This is a genomic window from Bradyrhizobium sp. USDA 326 (assembly GCF_049739485.1).
Classification (GTDB): Bacteria; Pseudomonadota; Alphaproteobacteria; order Rhizobiales; family Xanthobacteraceae; genus Bradyrhizobium.
Map to the genome: position 1 here is coordinate 2,734,932 of NZ_JBMGQA010000001.1, position 17,723 is coordinate 2,752,654.

Annotated in this window: 18 protein-coding genes and 1 pseudogene; 10 read left to right on the forward strand and 9 right to left on the reverse strand. The window is 64.2% G+C overall.

Going from position 1 to position 17,723, the window contains the following annotated elements; genetic code table 11:
- The first annotated feature begins 12 nt into the window (after positions 1-12).
- Positions 13-870 (forward strand): sulfite exporter TauE/SafE family protein, encoded by an 858-nt coding sequence (locus ABIG06_RS13055; RefSeq protein ID WP_370136944.1) that lies wholly within the window; start codon positions 13-15, stop codon positions 868-870.
- A 152-nt stretch (positions 871-1,022) separates the two neighbouring features.
- Here ABIG06_RS13055 and ABIG06_RS13060 read toward each other — a convergent pair whose 3' ends face one another.
- A complete protein-coding gene (locus tag ABIG06_RS13060) occupies positions 1,023-2,552 on the reverse strand; it encodes a malonate--CoA ligase (protein WP_370136946.1) in 1,530 nt (509 codons plus the stop codon).
- A gap of 86 nt (positions 2,553-2,638) precedes the next feature.
- On the opposite strand from ABIG06_RS13060, the gene ABIG06_RS13065 reads away from it, so the two are divergent.
- From ABIG06_RS13065 to ABIG06_RS13080, 4 genes are all read left to right on the forward strand, one after another.
- Positions 2,639-3,400: an SDR family oxidoreductase gene (locus ABIG06_RS13065; protein WP_370136947.1), complete on the forward strand. Its 762-nt coding sequence runs from the start codon at positions 2,639-2,641 to the stop codon at positions 3,398-3,400.
- A gap of 394 nt (positions 3,401-3,794) precedes the next feature.
- Positions 3,795-4,349, forward strand: a complete 555-nt coding sequence (locus tag ABIG06_RS13070) for a fasciclin domain-containing protein (RefSeq protein WP_124163786.1) — start codon at positions 3,795-3,797, stop codon at positions 4,347-4,349.
- A gap of 183 nt (positions 4,350-4,532) precedes the next feature.
- Positions 4,533-5,162 (forward strand): cytochrome b/b6 domain-containing protein, encoded by a 630-nt coding sequence (locus ABIG06_RS13075; RefSeq protein ID WP_124163785.1) that lies wholly within the window; start codon positions 4,533-4,535, stop codon positions 5,160-5,162.
- A 10-nt stretch (positions 5,163-5,172) separates the two neighbouring features.
- The gene (locus ABIG06_RS13080) at positions 5,173-5,955 is read left to right on the forward strand and encodes a molybdopterin-binding protein (protein ID WP_124163784.1); all 783 of its coding nucleotides are present in this window, start codon (positions 5,173-5,175) and stop codon (positions 5,953-5,955) included.
- A gap of 47 nt (positions 5,956-6,002) precedes the next feature.
- Here the strand turns inward: ABIG06_RS13080 and ABIG06_RS13085 are convergent, their stop codons facing one another.
- Complete coding sequence (locus tag ABIG06_RS13085) at positions 6,003-7,202, reverse strand: YbfB/YjiJ family MFS transporter (RefSeq protein WP_370136950.1); 1,200 nt, start codon at positions 7,200-7,202, stop codon at positions 6,003-6,005.
- Between the two features lie 218 nt (positions 7,203-7,420).
- Between ABIG06_RS13085 and leuB the strand changes: the two genes are divergently transcribed.
- Positions 7,421-8,533, forward strand: coding sequence for a 3-isopropylmalate dehydrogenase (gene leuB, locus ABIG06_RS13090; RefSeq protein ID WP_124163782.1), 1,113 nt, complete (start codon positions 7,421-7,423; stop codon positions 8,531-8,533).
- Positions 8,534-8,645: 112 nt separating this feature from the next.
- Here leuB and ABIG06_RS13095 read toward each other — a convergent pair whose 3' ends face one another.
- On the reverse strand, positions 8,646-9,032 hold the full coding sequence (locus ABIG06_RS13095) for a hypothetical protein (protein WP_370136952.1): 387 nt from the start codon (positions 9,030-9,032) through the stop codon (positions 8,646-8,648).
- A gap of 156 nt (positions 9,033-9,188) precedes the next feature.
- A complete protein-coding gene (locus ABIG06_RS13100; protein ID WP_370136954.1) occupies positions 9,189-9,983 on the reverse strand; it encodes a hypothetical protein in 795 nt (264 codons plus the stop codon).
- Between the two features lie 116 nt (positions 9,984-10,099).
- Between ABIG06_RS13100 and ABIG06_RS13105 the strand changes: the two genes are divergently transcribed.
- Complete coding sequence (locus tag ABIG06_RS13105; protein WP_370136956.1) at positions 10,100-11,134, forward strand: aspartate-semialdehyde dehydrogenase; 1,035 nt, start codon at positions 10,100-10,102, stop codon at positions 11,132-11,134.
- Between the two features lie 62 nt (positions 11,135-11,196).
- Here ABIG06_RS13105 and ABIG06_RS13110 read toward each other — a convergent pair whose 3' ends face one another.
- On the reverse strand, positions 11,197-11,838 hold the full coding sequence (locus tag ABIG06_RS13110; protein WP_124163778.1) for a carbonic anhydrase: 642 nt from the start codon (positions 11,836-11,838) through the stop codon (positions 11,197-11,199).
- Between the two features lie 103 nt (positions 11,839-11,941).
- On the opposite strand from ABIG06_RS13110, the pseudogene ABIG06_RS13115 reads away from it, so the two are divergent.
- Together ABIG06_RS13115 and ABIG06_RS13120 are read left to right on the forward strand one after the other, a co-directional pair.
- A pseudogene (locus tag ABIG06_RS13115) lies at positions 11,942-12,822 on the forward strand (HpcH/HpaI aldolase/citrate lyase family protein).
- A gap of 179 nt (positions 12,823-13,001) precedes the next feature.
- The gene (locus ABIG06_RS13120) at positions 13,002-14,483 is read left to right on the forward strand and encodes a tetratricopeptide repeat protein (protein ID WP_370136959.1); all 1,482 of its coding nucleotides are present in this window, start codon (positions 13,002-13,004) and stop codon (positions 14,481-14,483) included.
- An 18-nt stretch (positions 14,484-14,501) separates the two neighbouring features.
- Here ABIG06_RS13120 and ABIG06_RS13125 read toward each other — a convergent pair whose 3' ends face one another.
- The 4 genes from ABIG06_RS13125 to ABIG06_RS13140 all read right to left on the reverse strand — a co-directional run bounded on the left by ABIG06_RS13125 (position 14,502) and on the right by ABIG06_RS13140 (position 17,182).
- A complete protein-coding gene (locus ABIG06_RS13125) occupies positions 14,502-14,921 on the reverse strand; it encodes a DUF6455 family protein (RefSeq protein WP_370136961.1) in 420 nt (139 codons plus the stop codon).
- Positions 14,922-15,175: 254 nt separating this feature from the next.
- Positions 15,176-15,961, reverse strand: a complete 786-nt coding sequence (locus tag ABIG06_RS13130) for a hypothetical protein (RefSeq protein WP_424578295.1) — start codon at positions 15,959-15,961, stop codon at positions 15,176-15,178.
- A 141-nt stretch (positions 15,962-16,102) separates the two neighbouring features.
- The gene (gene leuD, locus ABIG06_RS13135) at positions 16,103-16,708 is read right to left on the reverse strand and encodes a 3-isopropylmalate dehydratase small subunit (protein WP_061880161.1); all 606 of its coding nucleotides are present in this window, start codon (positions 16,706-16,708) and stop codon (positions 16,103-16,105) included.
- 75 nt (positions 16,709-16,783) lie between these two features.
- Positions 16,784-17,182 (reverse strand): metallopeptidase family protein, encoded by a 399-nt coding sequence (locus ABIG06_RS13140; protein WP_370136964.1) that lies wholly within the window; start codon positions 17,180-17,182, stop codon positions 16,784-16,786.
- A gap of 253 nt (positions 17,183-17,435) precedes the next feature.
- On the opposite strand from ABIG06_RS13140, the gene ABIG06_RS13145 reads away from it, so the two are divergent.
- Positions 17,436-17,717: a hypothetical protein gene (locus ABIG06_RS13145; protein WP_370140835.1), complete on the forward strand. Its 282-nt coding sequence runs from the start codon at positions 17,436-17,438 to the stop codon at positions 17,715-17,717.
- The last annotated feature ends 6 nt before the right edge of the window (positions 17,718-17,723 follow it).

Genomic DNA, 17,723 nt, shown 5'->3' on the forward strand with positions numbered 1-17,723 from the left:
GGATCGCTGCCGATGAACGGCCTCGAGGTCTTCGACGTCGTCGAGCTCGTGCTGCTGCTGATCGCAACCGGCGCGCTCTCGGGATTTCTGGCCGGTGTGTTCGGCATCGGCGGCGGCGCGATTCTGGTGCCGGTGTTCTACGAGTGCTTCCGCATCGCCGGCGTGCCGCTCGAGGTGCGCATGCCGCTGTGCGTCGGCACCTCGCTGGCGGTGATCATCCCGACCTCGATCCGCTCGTTCCAGGCGCATTACAGGCGCGGCGCGGTCGACATGAGCATCCTGCGCGTCTGGTGGCTGCCGATCCTGATCGGCGTTATCGCCGGCAGCGTAATCGCGCGCTTCGCACCGGAGCGGCTGTTCAAGATCGTGTTCGTCGCGGTCGCCTGGTCAGCCGCGGTCCGGCTGATCTTCGCGCGTGAGACCTGGAAGCTCGGCGATGATCTGCCGAAGGGCCCGTTGATGCGCGTCTACGGCTTCTGCGTCGGCATTCTCTCGACCCTAATGGGCATCGGAGGCGGCCTGTTCTCGAACCTCTTGATGACCTTCTATAGCCGTCCGATCCATCAGGCCGTTGCGACCTCGTCCGCGCTCGCGGTGCTGATCTCGATCCCCGGCGCGCTCGGCTACATCTATGCCGGCTGGCCCGCCGCGGCGAACTATCCGGGCGTCGCAGCGCTGCAAGTGCCATTCGCGCTCGGCTACGTCTCGCTGATCGGCGCCGTGCTGGTGATGCCGATGAGTCTCGTCACCGCACCGCTCGGCGTGAAAGCCGCGCATGCGATGTCGAAGCGCACGCTGGAAGTGGCGTTCGGGTGTTATCTGTTGATCGTGGGCAGCCGGTTTGTGCTGAGCTTGGTAGGCGGGCTGTAGCCGTTGCACCCTCCGTCATTGCGAGCGCAGCGACTTGTCCGCCGAAGCCTTTCGGCGAAGGCGGAAGCAATCCAGAATCTTTCCGCGGAGGCAGTCTGGATTGTTTCGTCGCAAGGGCTCCTCGCAATGACGAAGGCGAGAGCGTGCGCGCCTCACTTCTTCGCGTAGATGTCCTTGTACGTCTCGCGCAAGATGTTCTTCTGCACCTTGCCCATGGTGTTGCGCGGCAGCTCGTCGACGACGAAGACGCGCTTCGGCATCTTGAATTTCGCAAGGCGTCCGTCCAGGCCCTTCAGCACGGTCGCTTCATCGATGCTCGCGCCGGGCTGGCGCACCAGCACCGCCGTCACACCCTCGCCGAAATCGGCATGCGGCACCCCGATCACGGCGGACTCCACCACGCCGGGCATGGCGTCGATCTCGCTTTCGATCTCCTTCGGGTACACGTTGAAGCCGCCGGAGATCACCAGATCCTTGCCGCGGCCGAGGATGTGCACGTAGCCCTTGGCGTCGATCTTGCCGAGGTCGCCGGTGATGAAGAAGCCGTCGGGCCGGAATTCGGACTTGGTCTTCTCCGGCATGCGCCAATAGCCCTTGAACACGTTCGGGCCTTTCACCTCGATCATGCCGATCTCCTCGCGCGGCAATTCCTTGCCGGTCTCGGGATCGGTCACGCGCACCGAAACGCCGGGGAGCGGAAAGCCGACTGCGCCGGGCACGCGCTCGCCGTCGTAGGGGTTGGACGTGTTCATGTTGGTTTCGGTCATGCCGTAGCGCTCGAGCACCGCATGGCCCGTGCGCGCCGACCATTCGCGATGGGTGTCGGCGAGCAGCGGCGCCGAGCCCGAGATGAACAGCCTCATGTGGCTGGTGGTCTCCTTCGACAGCGCGGGATTCTGCAGCAGGCGCGTGTAAAAGGTCGGCACGCCCATCAGCACCGTCGCGCGCGCCATCAGCTTGATGATCAGATCAGGATCGAGCTTCGGCAGGAAGACCATCGAGGCGCGGGCGAACAGCGTCACGTTGGTCGCCACGAACAGGCCATGGGTATGGTAGATCGGCAGCGCATGGATCAGCACGTCCTTGTCGGTGAAGCGCCAGTAGTCCACCAGGCTCAGCGAGTTCGACGCGAGATTGTCGTGCGTCAGCATCGCTCCCTTGGAGCGGCCGGTGGTGCCCGACGTGTAGAGGATCGCGGCGAGATCGTCGCTCGCACGCGGAACGGTCGTGAACTCGGGGCTCGCCTTGTCGGCGGCCTCCGTCAGCGAGCCCTTGCCGTCGGGCCCGAGCGTCTCGACCGTGGCCTTCACCTTCGCCGCAATGGGGGCGAGGCCTTCCGCCTTGGAGGGAGCGCAGACCACGAGCGACGGCTCGGCATCGCTGATGAAGTAATCGAGCTCATTCAGCGTATAGGCCGTATTAAGCGGCAGATAGACCGCGCCGGCCCGCACCGTCCCGAGATAGAGCACGATATTGGCGACGGACTTTTCCACCTGCACCGCGACGCGGTCTCCGGGCTTCACGCCGCGGGCGACCAGCACGTTCGCCATCTGGCCCGCGCGTGCGATCAGATCGCCATAGCTGATATGGGCGCCGTCATGCGTCTCGATCGCGAGCCGTTTCGGATCGTCCAGGCCGTCGAACAGGCGGGAAAACAGGTTGGCGTTGGCAGCTTGGTTCATGCAACATTCCTCGCCGGCAGAGGCCGGTCAAAACCGAGGGCTGGATTAGCAAGAACCGCCCCGCAGAAGCAACGGAGACAGTTTGCATGTCAAAAAACGGGAAACGCGTGGCCTGGGTCACGGGCGGCGGCAGCGGGATCGGGGAAGCCGGCGCCGAGGCGTTGGCGGCCGAGGGCTGGACGGTGGTGGTCTCGGGCCGCCGCAAGGATGCCCTGGATACCGTGGTTGCCAGGATCACCGGGGCGGGCGGAGCGGCTGAGGCCATCGCGCTCGACGTCTCCAATGCGGCCGAGGCTCAGAAGGCGGCCGATCAGATCGTCGCCAGGCACGGCCGCATCGACCTCCTCGTCAACAATGCCGGCGTCAATGTCCCCAACCGGAGCTGGAACGACATGGAACTGGAGGGCTGGGACAAGCTGGTCCAGATCAATCTCAATGGCGTGCTCTATTGCATGCGCGCCGTGCTGCCGACGATGCGCAAGCAGCAGGACGGCTCGATCATCAACGTCTCGTCCTGGGCCGGTCGCCATGTCTCGAAGATGCCGGGCCCGGCCTACACCACGACCAAGCACGCGGTGCTGGCGCTGACCCATTCCTTCAACATGGACGAATGCGTGAACGGCCTGCGCGCCTGTTGCCTGATGCCGGGCGAGGTGGCGACTCCGATCCTGAAGTTGCGCCCGGTGGTGCCGAGCGAGGAAGAGCAGGCGAAGATGCTGCAACCCGAGGATCTCGGCCGCACCATCGCCTTCATCGCCAGCATGCCGCCGCGTGTCTGCATCAATGAGCTCTTGATCAGCCCGACGCATAATCGCGGCTTCATCCAGACGCCGAACAACAGGGATTGAAGCGCGCCCATCGCGCCACATTCTCCGCCGTCGTCCCGGGGCGCGACGTAGTCGCGAACCCGGGACCCATAACCACAGGGAGAAATTGTCGTGCGCGACGGGTAACTCCGAGTCTTCGCCAAACCACTCCCTGCGGCTATGGATCCCGGATCTGCGCTTCGCTTCGCTGCGCTTGTCCGGGACCACGGCGGAGAGTGTGGCGCACACTCACCCCACGGACATCCCCCCACATAGTTTCAACCATCACAAAGAATTTTCCTTCGAAACCGCATCGCAAACCCTCCCGTAGTTCGGTCCAACGACGGCGCTGCTGCTTCACGCCAAGAGGTCGCAAGCACCGTTGTTGCCAACTCAACGCCGGCCACGCCGGTTACAATCCAATCGGGAGATCTCCATGTCGAAGCGCATTGCCTATCTCGCTGCTGCCGCCTTCAGCGCCCTGGCCATCACCGCGACCGCGGTCGCCCCTGTCCGCGCCGGGGATAAGACGGTCATGGTCGGGGGCGCCGCGATGTTCCCGTCGAAGAACATCGTCCAGAATGCGGTCAACTCCAAGGATCACACCACCCTGGTGGCGGCGGTGAAGGCGGCGGGCCTGGTGCCGACGCTGGAAAGCAAGGGTCCGTTCACGGTGTTCGCGCCGACCAACGCCGCCTTCGGCAAACTGCCGGCCGGCACCGTCGATAATCTGGTCAAGCCCGAGAACAAGGCGACGCTGACCAAGATTCTCACCTATCACGTCGTGCCGGGCAAGCTCGAAGCCTCCGATCTCACCGACGGCAAGAAGCTGAAGACCGCCGAGGGCGAGGAACTGACCGTGAAGAAGCAGGCCGGCAAGGTCTGGATCGTCGATGCCAAGGGCGGCACCTCGATGGTGACGATCTCCAACGTCAACCAGTCGAACGGTGTGATCCATGTGGTCGACACCGTGCTGATGCCGGCGACGTAACACCGCGCGATCCTGTTTCTTCCCCCGAACAGGGTGCTTTGAGGACGGCGAGCCGGGGGTGCCCGGCTCGCTTTTTTGTGACCGCGATAAGCTCGCGGTATCGATTCGATGCCGGACAGGGCGTAACGAAAGCGGAAACTTCGGCGTATAATTGCTGTCAGAGATATTCAGGACGGAACCAGCATGGCGAGCCTCACAGTCACCGACGCGCACGTCAGGGTTACCAAGGCCAAAGTGATCCAGCCCGCCTGGGTGCGGATCATGCACTGGGTCAACGCGCTTGCCATGATCCTGATGATTCTGTCGGGCTGGCAGATCTACAATGCCTCGCCGCTGTTCGGCTTCAGCTTCCCGCGCGAATATACGCTCGGCGGCTGGCTCGGCGGCGGTCTGCTCTGGCACTTCGCGGCGATGTGGTTGTTGATGATCAACGGTCTCGCCTATCTCGTCACCGGCTTCGTCACCGGCCGCTTCCGCAGGAAGCTGCTGCCGATCACGCCGTCCGGCGTGTTGCACGACGTCAGGGCGGTGCTGACCTTCAAGCTCGGCCATGACGACCTCACCGTCTACAATTACGTGCAGCGGCTGCTCTATGCCGGCATCATCGTGGTCGGCGTGCTGATCGTGCTCTCCGGACTTGGCATGTGGAAGCCGGTGCAGCTCTATTATCTGGTGATGCTGTTCGGCGACTATCCGACCGCGCGCTACGTGCACTTCTTCTGCATGGCCGCGATCTGCGCGTTCCTCGTCATTCACGTTCTGCTCGCGCTGCTGGTGCCGAAGAGCCTGCGCGCCATGATCATCGGTCGCTGAGGAGGAGACTATGGCAAAGCGCTCGTTCCTGATTCCCGGTGTCGACAAGCGGCTGCTGATCAAGGACTCCCTCAAGACGATGCCCGATGTCACCCGCCGCCGCTTCATCGCGGGCGGTGCCAGTCTCGGGGCGCTGACGCTGCTCACCGGCTGCGACGTCGTCGACTCGTCCTCGGCCGAAACCATGCTCGCCAAAGTCTCGAAGTTCAACGATGCCGTGCAGGCCTGGATGTTCAATCCGGACGCGCTGGCGCCGACCTTTCCCGAGAGCGCGATCACGAAGCCGTTTCCGTTCAACGCCTATTACGATCTCGACGACGCGCCCGATATCGACGGCGCCGACTGGAAGCTCGAGGTGCGCGGTCTCGTCGACAACAAGAAGTCCTGGACGCTGGACGAGCTCTACAAGCTGCCGCAGGTCACGCAGATCACCCGCCACATTTGCGTCGAGGGCTGGAGCGCGATCGGCAGCTGGACCGGTACGCCATTGCGGGATTTCCTCAGGCTGATCGGCGCCGACACCCGCGCCAAATATGTCTGGTTCCAGTGCGCTGACAAGGACGGCTACAACTCGCCGCTCGACATGCGCTCCGCGCTGCACCCGCAGACGCAGATGACGTTCAAATATGCGAGCGAGATTCTGCCGCGCGCCTACGGTTTCCCGATGAAGATCCGCGTGCCGACGAAGCTCGGCTTCAAGAACCCGAAATACGTGGTCTCGATGGAAGTCACCAACGACTACAAGGGCGGCTATTGGGAAGACCAGGGATACAATTCGTTCAGCGGGAGTTGACGCGAGCTCCGCTCCCGTAGGGTGGGTTACGCTGACGCTAACCCACCCTACGGCACCGATTGTTTGGCCGGCCCCACCTTCCGTTGGCACAACGCCGCCACGGCCCCGAGCGCCAATAGCGCCGCCGAGACATTCAGCGCGTAGCTCAAGCTCCCCAGCGCATCCGTGATTGCGCCGACCACGATCGGCCCGAGCGTCTGGCCGACGCCGAACGAGATCGTCATCGCGGCGATCGCGGTCGGCCACACCTCGGGTGGATAGTTGAAGCGCACGAACGCAGTGGTCGAGCCGACCACGGCGAAGAAGGCGACGCCGAACACGACGGCTGAGACCGCGAGCCAGGCCGGCGAATGTCCGAGCATCGGCAAGGCTGCGCCCAGCGCATTGGTGCCGAGGATGATGGCGGTGGCGAGCCCGCCGCGATCGAGCGCCAGCACGCCGCGCCAGGCCCAGGGCGTGACGAAAGCGGACAGACCGATCAGGCCCCAGAACGACGCTTGCGCCGCGGCCCCGCCGCCGCCGTCGCGAACATAGGCGATCATGAAGGTCATGTAGGCGATGTAGCCGGCACCGAACAGGAAGTAGCCGGCGAGATAGACCAGCACCGGCAGGATCGCGAACGAGCCGGGACCGCCTTCCGAGAAGCGGACGCTGCTCTCGATGCGGATCAGGAACAGCGGGATCGTCATCGCGACCGATAGCAGCGTCAGCGCCCACCACACGATCCACCACGAGCCCAGCCCGAAATATTGCAGCGTGAACGGGGCGATCAGCCCGGAGGAGAGAATGCCGATGCCGGGCCCGGCGTAGAACAGGCTGAGCAGGAAATTGGCTCGCGCGGGCTGCGACTGCGCGATGGTGGCGGCCAGTGCGCCGCCGGCGACGAAGCCGGCTGCGGCACCAAGACCCAGCACGAGACGCGCGAGACTCAGCGCGACGAAATTTCCCGTCAGGGCGCAAGTGGCGAGCGCGGCGACGCAGGCGAAGGTTCCGCCGCGGATGGCCGCCGCCCAGCCGACGCGCCGAATCAGGCGGGACGCGAGAAGCGCGCCGACGAGATAGCCGACCGCATTGATGGTATTCATGAATCCGGCCGCCGAGTATGACCAGCCGAGGTCCTCCCGCATGTCGGGCAGCACCAGCGCATAGGCAAAGCGGCCGATGCCGAGCCCGACCGTCGCCGCAAGCGACAGGGTCAGGATCAGCCGCGCGGGATGCGGGTTCGGGGGACGGTCAGGCGCGTGCAAGGGGTCACTCCGGCGCGCGCAGTGTGGCAGGCCCCGCCCGCCTTGCACAGCCGCACCCCGGCAATGGTGTCTTGCCAAGCGCGCAACGCCGCTCTAGCACTCCGGCCGAAATTCATCCCCGCTTGTCATGCCCGGGCCTGATCCGGGCATCCATCTTTCAAGAAAGCTGGATTGCCGGGTCAAGCCCGGCAATGACGAGATAAACTGAGGACACGACCATGGCGACCCACAAACTGCTGCTGCTTCCCGGCGACGGTATCGGCCCGGAGGTGATGGGCGAGGTGAAGCGGCTGATCGACTGGCTCAATGCGGCCGGGATCGCCAAGTTCGAAACCGACACCGGCCTCGTCGGCGGCTCCGCCTATGACGCCCACAAGGTGTCGATCTCCGAGGGCGACATGGCCAAGGCGAAAGACGCCGACGCCGTGATCTTCGGCGCGGTCGGCGGCCCGAAATGGGATGCGGTTCCGTACGAGGTGCGCCCCGAAGCCGGTCTGCTCCGCCTGCGCAAGGATCTCGCCCTGTTCGCCAACCTGCGTCCCGCCGTGTGCTACCCGGCGCTGGCGGATGCTTCGAGCCTGAAGCGCGAGGCGGTCGAGGGGCTCGACATCATGATCGTGCGCGAGCTCACCGGCGGCGTCTATTTCGGCGAGCCCAAGACCATCACCGATCTCGGCAACGGCCAGAAGCGCGCCATCGATACCCAGATCTACGACACCTATGAGATCGAGCGCATCGGACGCGTCGCCTTCGAGCTTGCCAGGAAGCGCAAGAACAAGGTGACCTCGATGGAGAAGCGCAACGTCATGAAGTCGGGCGTGCTCTGGAACGAGGTCATGACGGAGGTCCACAAGCGCGAATATCCCGACGTCACGCTCGAGCATCAGCTCGCCGATTCCGGCGGCATGATGCTGGTGAAGTGGCCGAAGCAGTTCGACGTCATCGTGACCGACAATCTGTTCGGCGACATGCTCTCCGACATCGCGGCGATGCTGACCGGATCGCTCGGCATGCTGCCGTCTGCTTCGCTCGGCGAGGTCGACGTCAAGACCAGGAAGCGCAAGGCGCTGTACGAGCCCGTGCACGGCTCGGCCCCTGATATCGCAGGCAAGGGCCTCGCCAATCCGATCGCGATGATCTCGTCCTTCGGCATGGCGCTGCGCTATTCCTTCGACATGGGCGATCTCGCCGACAAGGTCGACCAGGCCATCGCCGCCGTGCTCGCCAGCGGTCTGCGCACCGCCGACATCAAGTCGGAAGGCACCACGGCGGCCTCCACCACGCAGATGGGCGAAGCGATCCTGAAGGAATTGCAGAAGCTGCACGCGTAATCATAAGCCGTCATTCCGGGTTCGATGCTGCGCATCGCCCCGGAATGACGGTGCGAGAGAAACAAAAAAGGCCGGGCTCTCGCCCGGCCTTTTGATTCGTCGAGACGTCCGCTCAATACAGCGGGAAATTCTGCGGATAGCCGCCGACGTCCTGCGGCGGCGAGAGCGGCTGCCGGTCGATCGGGCGGTTGAGGTTCTCGCGGGCGAACGACGGATAGCCCACGGCCGGCGGGAAGGCGTAGTCGGTGAACTTGCGGTCGCCCGGATTGACCTCGGTGCCGCCGTCCAGCCAGGAGCGCTTGCTTACATAGATGCGGGTGCGGCCCTGCTGATAGACCGCGTTGGGGCCGCTCGGGCCGTAGATGGGCCGGCCGCGATCGTCATAGCGCTGCTTGGTCCTGGTGTCGGCCGAGGCCGGGGTCGCGAACGCGATGGCAATTGCGGCGCCCGCCGCAAGCAATGTCGCCAGTTTGTTCGCGGCAGAAAATTTCGAGTTCATCACGTCCCCTTCAGGCGGCAGGCCGCCAGTCGATTTCACCGCATACTAGCCCGGCGGGGGTGATCGCAACTAGGTCAATTGGGTCACACCAGCGGGGAATAATCGTGCGCATCGGCAAAAGTTGCATGCAAACCAGCCACTTGAGCTTGATGCCGATCAAAGCGCTCCGCGCAATTGCGCGTTCGCGGCGCCGAGCAGCCAGTCCACCGAGCCCGCGGGATCGCAGCCGCCGCGCTTCAGCTCGGCATGGGCGAACAATTCCGCCAGCCTAGGCTCGTTGCCCGAGGCCAGCAGCGTCAGTCGGTTCAGCGTGCAGGCGATCGCCGCGCGCCCGGCGGGCAGGCTGTCGCCCCGGCAGGAAAAGCCGGAGATCTGGAGCGCCGGCTCCTCACTGCGCTTGAGGTAGCCGAGGCACCCCTGCGCGCCTTCCGCTGTGCCGGTTGGCCGGAACAGGGCGACCGGGCCGAATTTGGTACCGATCAGGCCGGCCTGCTCGAGCGCGGTGGCCGCGCCCAAACCCATCTGGGCGGCGAGGTCCGCGGTCGCCGGACGTGTCACGTCGAATTCGGCGCCTTGGCGGTAGATTTCGAGCTCGGCCACGGGCTTGCCCGCGTCATCGGTCCAGCGCAGCACGTCCCTGCGGCCGCCTTCGGGGTGCCGGAGGATGGTGTAAGAGGCTGTTTTCTCGGAGGAATCGGGTCGGCTGACGGCGAAGGCCGGGTGCGAACGGCCGGCCACGCTCCAGCCCGGTTTCCCGGCCGGCTCGTTGTTGCGCAGGTCGGGCAGCTGGCCCAGCGCCGCGAGGGCGAGCATGGCAAACAGCGCGAGCGTCCCCACATAGGCGATCAGGCGCGCCAGCGTGCCGACGACCTCGTCGGCGAAGGCCAGCAGCGCCAGCTGGATGGCGGTCCGGGTAGGGCTAACGGCCGTGCTGGCCTCAGGCGACTGCATCCACGGCCTTCAGGCATGGTCCAACGTTGTCTTGAGGCCGGTTCTCGCATAGAAGCGCTGCTCTTCCTGTTTAAGCGTCAGCTTCAGGAACGGGCTTTTTCATCGGAGAGTGAACGATGGGTTACAAAGTCGCAGTCGTCGGCGCGACCGGCAATGTCGGACGGGAAATGCTCAACATCCTGGATGAGCGCAAATTTCCCGCGGACGAGGTCGTAGCCCTGGCCTCGCGCCGCAGCGTCGGCGTCGAGGTGTCCTATGGCGACCGCACCCTGAAGGTCAAAGCGCTTGAGCACTACGACTTCTCCGACGTCGACATTTGCCTGATGTCGGCCGGCGGTTCGGTATCGAAGGAATGGTCGCCGCAGATCGGCGCCGCCGGCGCGGTCGTGATCGACAATTCCTCGGCCTGGCGCATGGATCCCGATGTGCCGCTGATCGTGCCCGAAGTGAACGCGGCCGCGACCGAAGGCTTCAAGAAGAAGAACATCATCGCCAATCCGAACTGCTCGACCGCGCAACTCGTGGTCGCGCTCAAGCCGCTGCACGACAAGGCTAAGATCAAGCGCGTTGTCGTCTCGACCTATCAATCGGTGTCGGGCGCCGGCAAGGACGCGATGGACGAACTGTTCTCGCAGACCAAGGCCGTCTACACCAATGACGAGCTGGTCGCGAAGAAATTCCCCAAGCGCATCGCCTTCAACGTCATCCCCCACATCGACGTCTTCATGGAGGACGGCTACACCAAGGAAGAGTGGAAGATGATGGCGGAGACCAAGAAGATCCTTGATCCCAAGATCAAGCTCTCCGCCACCTGCGTGCGCGTACCCGTGTTCGTCGGCCACTCTGAGGCCGTCAACATCGAGTTCGAGAACCCGATCAGCGCGGACGAAGCCCGCGAAATCCTGCGCAAGGCGCCCGGCTGTCTCGTCATCGACAAGCAGGAGCCCGGCGGCTACGCCACTCCTTACGAAGCGGCCGGCGAGGACGCGACTTACATCAGCCGCATCCGCGAGGACGCGACGGTGGAGAACGGCCTCGTGCTGTGGTGCGTGTCGGATAACCTGCGCAAGGGCGCCGCGCTCAACGCGATCCAGATCGCCGAAGTGCTGATCAACCGCAAGCTGATCAGCGCGAAGAAGAAGGCGGCGTGAAAGGTGGCGAATAGGGAGTAGCGAATGGCGAATGGCGTTTCCCATTCGCTACTCGCCATTTGCTATTCGCCATTTGCCTTCTTGAATTCCTTCGTCGCCTTATCCAGCACGAACAGCGATCCCTCCGCGACGCCGAAATAGGCGCCGTGCGTCTGCATCTGGCCGCTCTCCACAGCCTTGCGCACGAACGGGAAGGTCATCAGGTTTTCCAGGCTGCGGAACACGGCGGCCTTCTCGATCCGCTCGACGAACTGCGCCATGCTCTCGTGCTGGCGCTGCTCGACCACTTCGCCCGGCTTGATGAACATCTGCATCCATTTGCCGATGAAGTCGCCGGGCGTGAGCGGCTCGATCTTGTCGACGAAGGCGCGTATGCCGCCGCATTGCGCGTGGCCGAGGATGACGATGTGCTTCACCTTCAGCACCGTCACGGCATATTCCAGCGCGGCCGAGACGCCATGGGCGGCGCCGTCGGGCTGATACACCGGCACGAGGTTGGCGATGTTGCGGACCACGAACAATTCGCCGGGGCCGACGTCGAAGATCACCTCCGGCGAGACGCGGCTGTCGCAGCAGCCGATCACCATCACTTCCGGCGACTGCCCCTTCACCGACAGATCGCGATAGCGGGTCTGCTCGGTTGGCAGCCGCTGGGTGGCGAAGGCTTTGTAGCCTTCCAGCAAATGCTTCGGGAATGTCATCATACCTATGCCTAATCATAGACCGCAGGAGCGAACAAGCCTTTCGAATGGGCAGGCCAGGTGCTATCGGCTGATGTCGGACGACAGACGAGGAAGGAACGCCAGCATGACCCGCCCGCGCCGCAGCCACCTGTTCATGCCCGGCTCCAATCCCCGCGCGCTGGAGAAGGCGCGCAATCTTGCCGCGGACGGCCTGATCCTCGATCTGGAAGACTCGGTCGCCCCCGAGGCCAAGGCGGCGGCGCGTGACGGCATTGCCGCGGCGATCGCGGCCAAGGGTTTTGGCAAGCGCGAGATTTTGATCCGGACCAACGGCCTCGACAGCCAATGGTGGGCCGACGACATCGCGATGGCCGCCAAGGCATCGCCCGACGGCATCCTGGTTCCAAAAGTTTCAAGCATCGAGGATCTCGACGCCATCGGCGCCGCCTCGCCGAGCTCGGCGCCGCGCCGACCGTGAAGGTCTGGGCCATGATCGAGACCGCGCGCGCGGTGCTGCATGCCGAGGAACTCGCCGCCGCCGGGCGCGATCCGTCGCGGCGCCTCTCCGGCTTCGTGTTCGGCCCGAACGACATCTCGCGCGAGACGCGGATCCGGATGCTGCCGGGACGCGCCGCGATGATCCCGATGATCACTCACTGCATCCTGGCGACGCGCGCCCACGGCCTCGAAATCCTCGACGGCCCCTACAGCGACATCGCCAATTCCGACGGCTTTGCCACCGAATGCGCGCAAGGCCGCGATCTCGGCTTCGACGGCAAGACGCTGATCCACCCCGCGCAGATCGACGCCTGCAACGCGATCTTCACGCCGCCCGAAGAGGAAGTCGCGCGCGCCCGCAAGATCATCGCCGCGTTCGAGCTGCCCGAGAACGCCTCGCGCGGCGCGATCCGCCTCGACGGCGCCATGGTGGAGCGCCTGCACGCCGACATGGCCCGCCGCACCATCGAGATCGCGGACGCGATCGCCGCGCTGGGGAAGGGCTGAAGAGAGGTCCGGGCGGCGGATGTCCGCCTGGGGCGGATTTCCCGTCAGTAACGATAAGCCGCTCGCCTGGTGCGCCAGGATTCCTGTAACTTAGATCACACAGTCCGGCTGATTGCTCCGATAAATTTGCGTTGTTTGAATAGTGCTTCCCGTCCTTGATATGGCGAGTGGGCTTTCGTATGCTGCGCAAATTATTCTACTGCCTCGCACTTCTTATCCTTGCTGCCCCGGCTGCCGCCAACGACCGCCCCAAAGGCGAGGCGAGCGCTGCCATTGCCGCCGCATCGGAGGCCATACGGCGAGATCCCAAGGACGCGAATGCGTACTACAACCGGGGCAATGCCTATGCGGCCAACGGCGACAATGACCGCGCCATAGCCGACTACAGCGCGGCGATCCGGCTTGATCCGGCTTATGCGAACGCCCACTACAACCGGGGCAACGCCTACAGCAACAAGGGCGACACGGACCGGGCCATCGCGGACTACACGGCGACGATTCGGCACGATCCCGCGTATGCGAATGCCTACTACAACCGAGGCAACGCCTACAGCAACAAGGGCAACACCGATCGGGCCATTGCCGATTATACCGAAGCGGTGCGCCTACAGCCCGCGAATGCGAACGCGTATTTCAATCGTGGCAACGCCTACGGTATTAAAGGCGACACCGACCGCGCCATCGCCGACTACACTGAAACGATACGCGTTGATCCCACCTATGCGAATGCCTATGTCAATCGCGGGCTCGCCTACGAGAAGCGCGGCGATTTCGTCAAAGCAAGGGCCGACTTCAACGCCACGCTCGGACTGACCCAGAGCGCCACAAGATGGGCTCTGGACAAGGCGCGTGAGCGGCTCTCCGCCCTGCCTTCACCGCAGCCAGCTACGATCCTGGTCGAGAAAGCCGGCGTCCCTCCGGCTGTCGTGGCGCCCGGGGTTGCGAACGGTGATCGCCGTATCGCCCTCGTCATCGGCAACTCGGCTTATGAGAACGTGGCCGCACTGCCGAACCCCGTCCGCGATGCAAGCCTCGTCGCCGATGTGCTGAGGCTCACCGGGTTCGAAGCCGTCACTCTGCGGACCGATCTTCGCAAGGATGCGCTGGTGAATGCCTTGCGCGAGTTTGCAGCACGCGCGGAGACGGCGGATTGGGCGGTCGTGTATTATGCCGGACACGGCATAGAGGTCGGCGGAGTCAATTATCTCATTCCGACCGATGCGAGGATCGCGGCGGATCGCGAGATCGGATTCGAAGCCGTGCCGGTCGATCAGGTTCTCAATGCGGCGGAGCGCGCCAGGAAGCTGCGTCTCGTCATTCTCGATGCCTGCCGCGACAATCCGTTCGCGGCCCAAATGAAGCGCACGATGACGGTGGCGTCGCGTTCCGTGTCGCGAGGTCTCGCCCCGGTCGAGCCGGAGGCTGGCACGCTGGTGGTCTATGCCGCCAAGGACGGCGAGACCGCGCTCGACGGCGACGGGATCAACAGTCCGTTCGCGACCGCCTTCGTCAAGAATCTCCCGACGCCGGGTCTCGAGGTCCGCAGGCTGTTCGATTTCGTTCGTGACGACGTCATGGAGGCGACTGGCCGCAGGCAAAAGCCGTTCAGCTACGGCTCGATCTCCGGACGGCAGGATTTTTATTTCGTGGCCGGCAGGTGACCTCGCGCGAGGTGCAACTCAGCGCGGCGCGAGGTCGGCGCGATCGAGCGACTCCAGCGTCGAGGCGTTGGCGCAATAGCCGTGATAGTTCTCCGCGGCGGTGCCTTCAGTGAGATCGCGGTCGCATTCTCCCTTGTGTTTGCAGAGCGAACAGGTCCGCTCCATGTCGCGCAGCAGCAGGGGCTGCGCCCGCCCGAGCCGCTCGGCGCTGATGCCGAGCTGCTCCAGCATCTTCGGGAGTTCGTCGGCGGCGTGCCGGCCGTGACGGACCAGCTCTTCGAGATCATCTGGCGCGATCCTGAGATCATTCGCGATCCGGTCGAAATCGGCGCGATCGAGCTGCCGCATCTCGTTCATCTCGCGGCGATGCTTCAGCCAGCTCGCAAAGGACTCGATGAGGTCCTGAACGATGGGATATGGCTTGCTTGCGGTGCGCATGGAAAGCTCCATTCGGACGTCGGAAACTGGAGTGAATTAAGCACAATGGTGCAGGAGCGCGTTGCGCTGGATCAAACTGGGAGAAGCCCCCGGAGATCGATCTCGTGTCCCGGACGCGCTGCAGCGTTCCCGGCGATGCGAAGCATCGTCCGGTACGCTGCTGCGCAGAGCCGGACCCATCTCGCCGCATCTCTGGGTCCGGCTCTGCGGCGCACCGCTACGCGCTGTACCGCGTCCGGGACATGGGCGCACGCTTAGCCGAATCGCTCCGCCGCCCAGGCATACAGGCTGCCCGGAAGCGGCTTTTCGCCGCCGCGGCCCTTGGGCGAGATGTGCAGGCCGATGATCTCGGGGCTGGTGACGAGGCCGAGATAGCTCGAAGGATCGAAGAAAAGTTTCGGCTCGGCATGCACGGCGTAGAACGACTGCTTCGGGAGTGCGTTCTGCAACTCGCCGGTGCGGCGCGCGAGCGCGGTCAGCGCGGCAGGGCCGTAGATCGCGACGCGAATATCCGAGAGGCGGCTCGATCCGCCGCGCAGGCGGCGCATGATGAAGGTGATGCGGTGGCGCAGCGACAGCCAGTTCGGCGTCAGCTCCTCCTGCTCCATCAGTTCCTCGAATGCGCGCACGATGCCGTGCCCGGGCGGAAGATAGATCACGGAGTTGCCGAGCTGGCGCCGCCGCTCCCAGGCGAAGTAGGGCTTTGCCGGATCGATCTCGACGGGCTTCAGGAGCAGCACGTCGGCATCGAGCCAGAGGCCGAGATTCTTCGCCATCAGTTTCATGCGGAAGAAGTCGCTGAACTGCAGCGTGGTCCAGTCGCGCCAGCTGCCGTCCGGCTGCGGCGGTCGCAAGCGTTCGGAGAACGCGTGCGGCAGGATTGCCTCGGCCTCGGCATTCTCGATGCCAGCCGGCAGGCCGGGAATGGGATCAAAGCTGTAGACCGTGACCTTGTGGCCCGCAGCGAGCTGTGAGCGAAGACAGGTCCGGCGCAGCGCGTCCATCGGGCCATGCCAGAAGGTGACGATCTCGGGCAGCATGAGGAAAAGCTATACGGGATAACCGGAGCAAAGAAAAAGCCCCGGCGCGGATGACGCACCAGGGCTCGAACGAAAACCAGAGCATGATCCGGAAAAGTGTGCGGCGGTTTTCCGGAAAGGTCATGCTCAGGAAATATGAGATCAGGCCCAGGCGCGCTCGCGCTTGAGCTTCTCCTCGTAGCTGTCGATCGAGGCCTTCTTCTCCATGGTGAGGCCGATATCGTCGAGGCCGTTGATCAGGCAGTGCTTGCGGAACGGATCGATCTCGAACTTGACCTTGCCGCCGTCGGGGCCGCGGATCTCCTGGTTCGGCAGGTCGATCGTCAGCGTAGCATTGGCGCCGCGCTCGGCATCGTCGAACAGCTTGTCGAGGTCTTCCTGCGAGACGCGGATCGGCAGAATGCCGTTCTTGAAGCAGTTGTTGTAGAAGATGTCGCCGAACGAGGTCGAGATCACGCAGCGGATGCCGAAGTCGAGCAGTGCCCAGGGCGCGTGCTCGCGGCTCGAGCCGCAGCCGAAATTGTCGCCGGCCACCAGCACCTTCGCATTGCGATAGGCGGGCTGGTTGAGGACGAAATCGGGGTTCTCGCTGCCGTCGTCCTTGTAGCGCTGCTCGGAGAAGAGCCCCTTGCCAAGGCCAGTGCGCTTGATGGTCTTGAGGTACTGCTTCGGAATGATCATGTCGGTGTCGACATTGATGATCTTCAGCGGCGCCGCGACGCCTTCCAGCGTGGTGAACTTGTCCATGGTTGCGCTTTCTGGTTCAGGGAAGCCGGTATTTATCGCGATCGGAGGCCAAATCCTAGGCCAAATTCGGCAGATCTACTCCGCCTTGGCCTCAATGGCCTCCATATCGTCGTCCGACAGGCCAAAATGGTGGCCGATCTCGTGGATCAGAACGTGGCGGACGATGTGGCCGAGGCTTTCGTCGTGCTCGGCCCAGTAATCCAGGATCGGACGGCGGTAGAGCCAGACCATGTTGGGCAGCCGCGCCACGTCGCCGAGGCTCTGTTGCGGCAGGCCGACGCCCTGGAACAGCCCGAGCAGGTCGAACTCGCTCTCGCATTCCATCTCGTTCAGGACCTCCTCGGTGGGGAAGTCGTCGACGCGGATGATGACGCCCTCGCACAGCCCGCGAAATTCCGCCGGCAGCCCCTCGAAGATGTCGTGCGCCGTTGCTTCCATCTCGGCCAGCGAGGGCGCTTTCAATTCCGTCCACATGGGCTTCTTCTAAAGCGTTTTGGAGCGAAGTGGATACTGGTTCGCGTGAAGAAAATGCGTCGGAGCAAGAAATCCGGAGCTCGTTTCAATTCCATCGAAACGGGGGCCGGCGCGGGTTCCTTGGCGATGCGTGTGGCTTTATAAGCGGGTGAGGTTGACGGCCGCCGCCAAAACGGGGAGCGTGGGCCTTGAATGGGACGTTTCAGGTGGGCGAAAAAAAATGCGAGCAAAAACAGCGCTGACGCTACTGTGCATGGGGTTGTTTTCGCAGTTTTGTGTCGGCGCGGAGGCCCAGACGGTGGCCCCCGGGGTGAGGCTCGCGCAGACGGCCGCGCCTGATGACATCCCCCCGCCGCGCAAGCGCCACCCCGCCCGCCTGCGTGTCACGCCCTATTACAGCCCCGACGGCGTCTATCCGCGCTACAATCCGGGTCCGAATGCGGTCCGCGTGTGCAACGCGACCTATGTGCAGGAATACCGGCCGAGCGGCACCGTGATCGTGCCGCGCGTGAGTTGCTACTGGCGCCCGGGCTAACGCCGG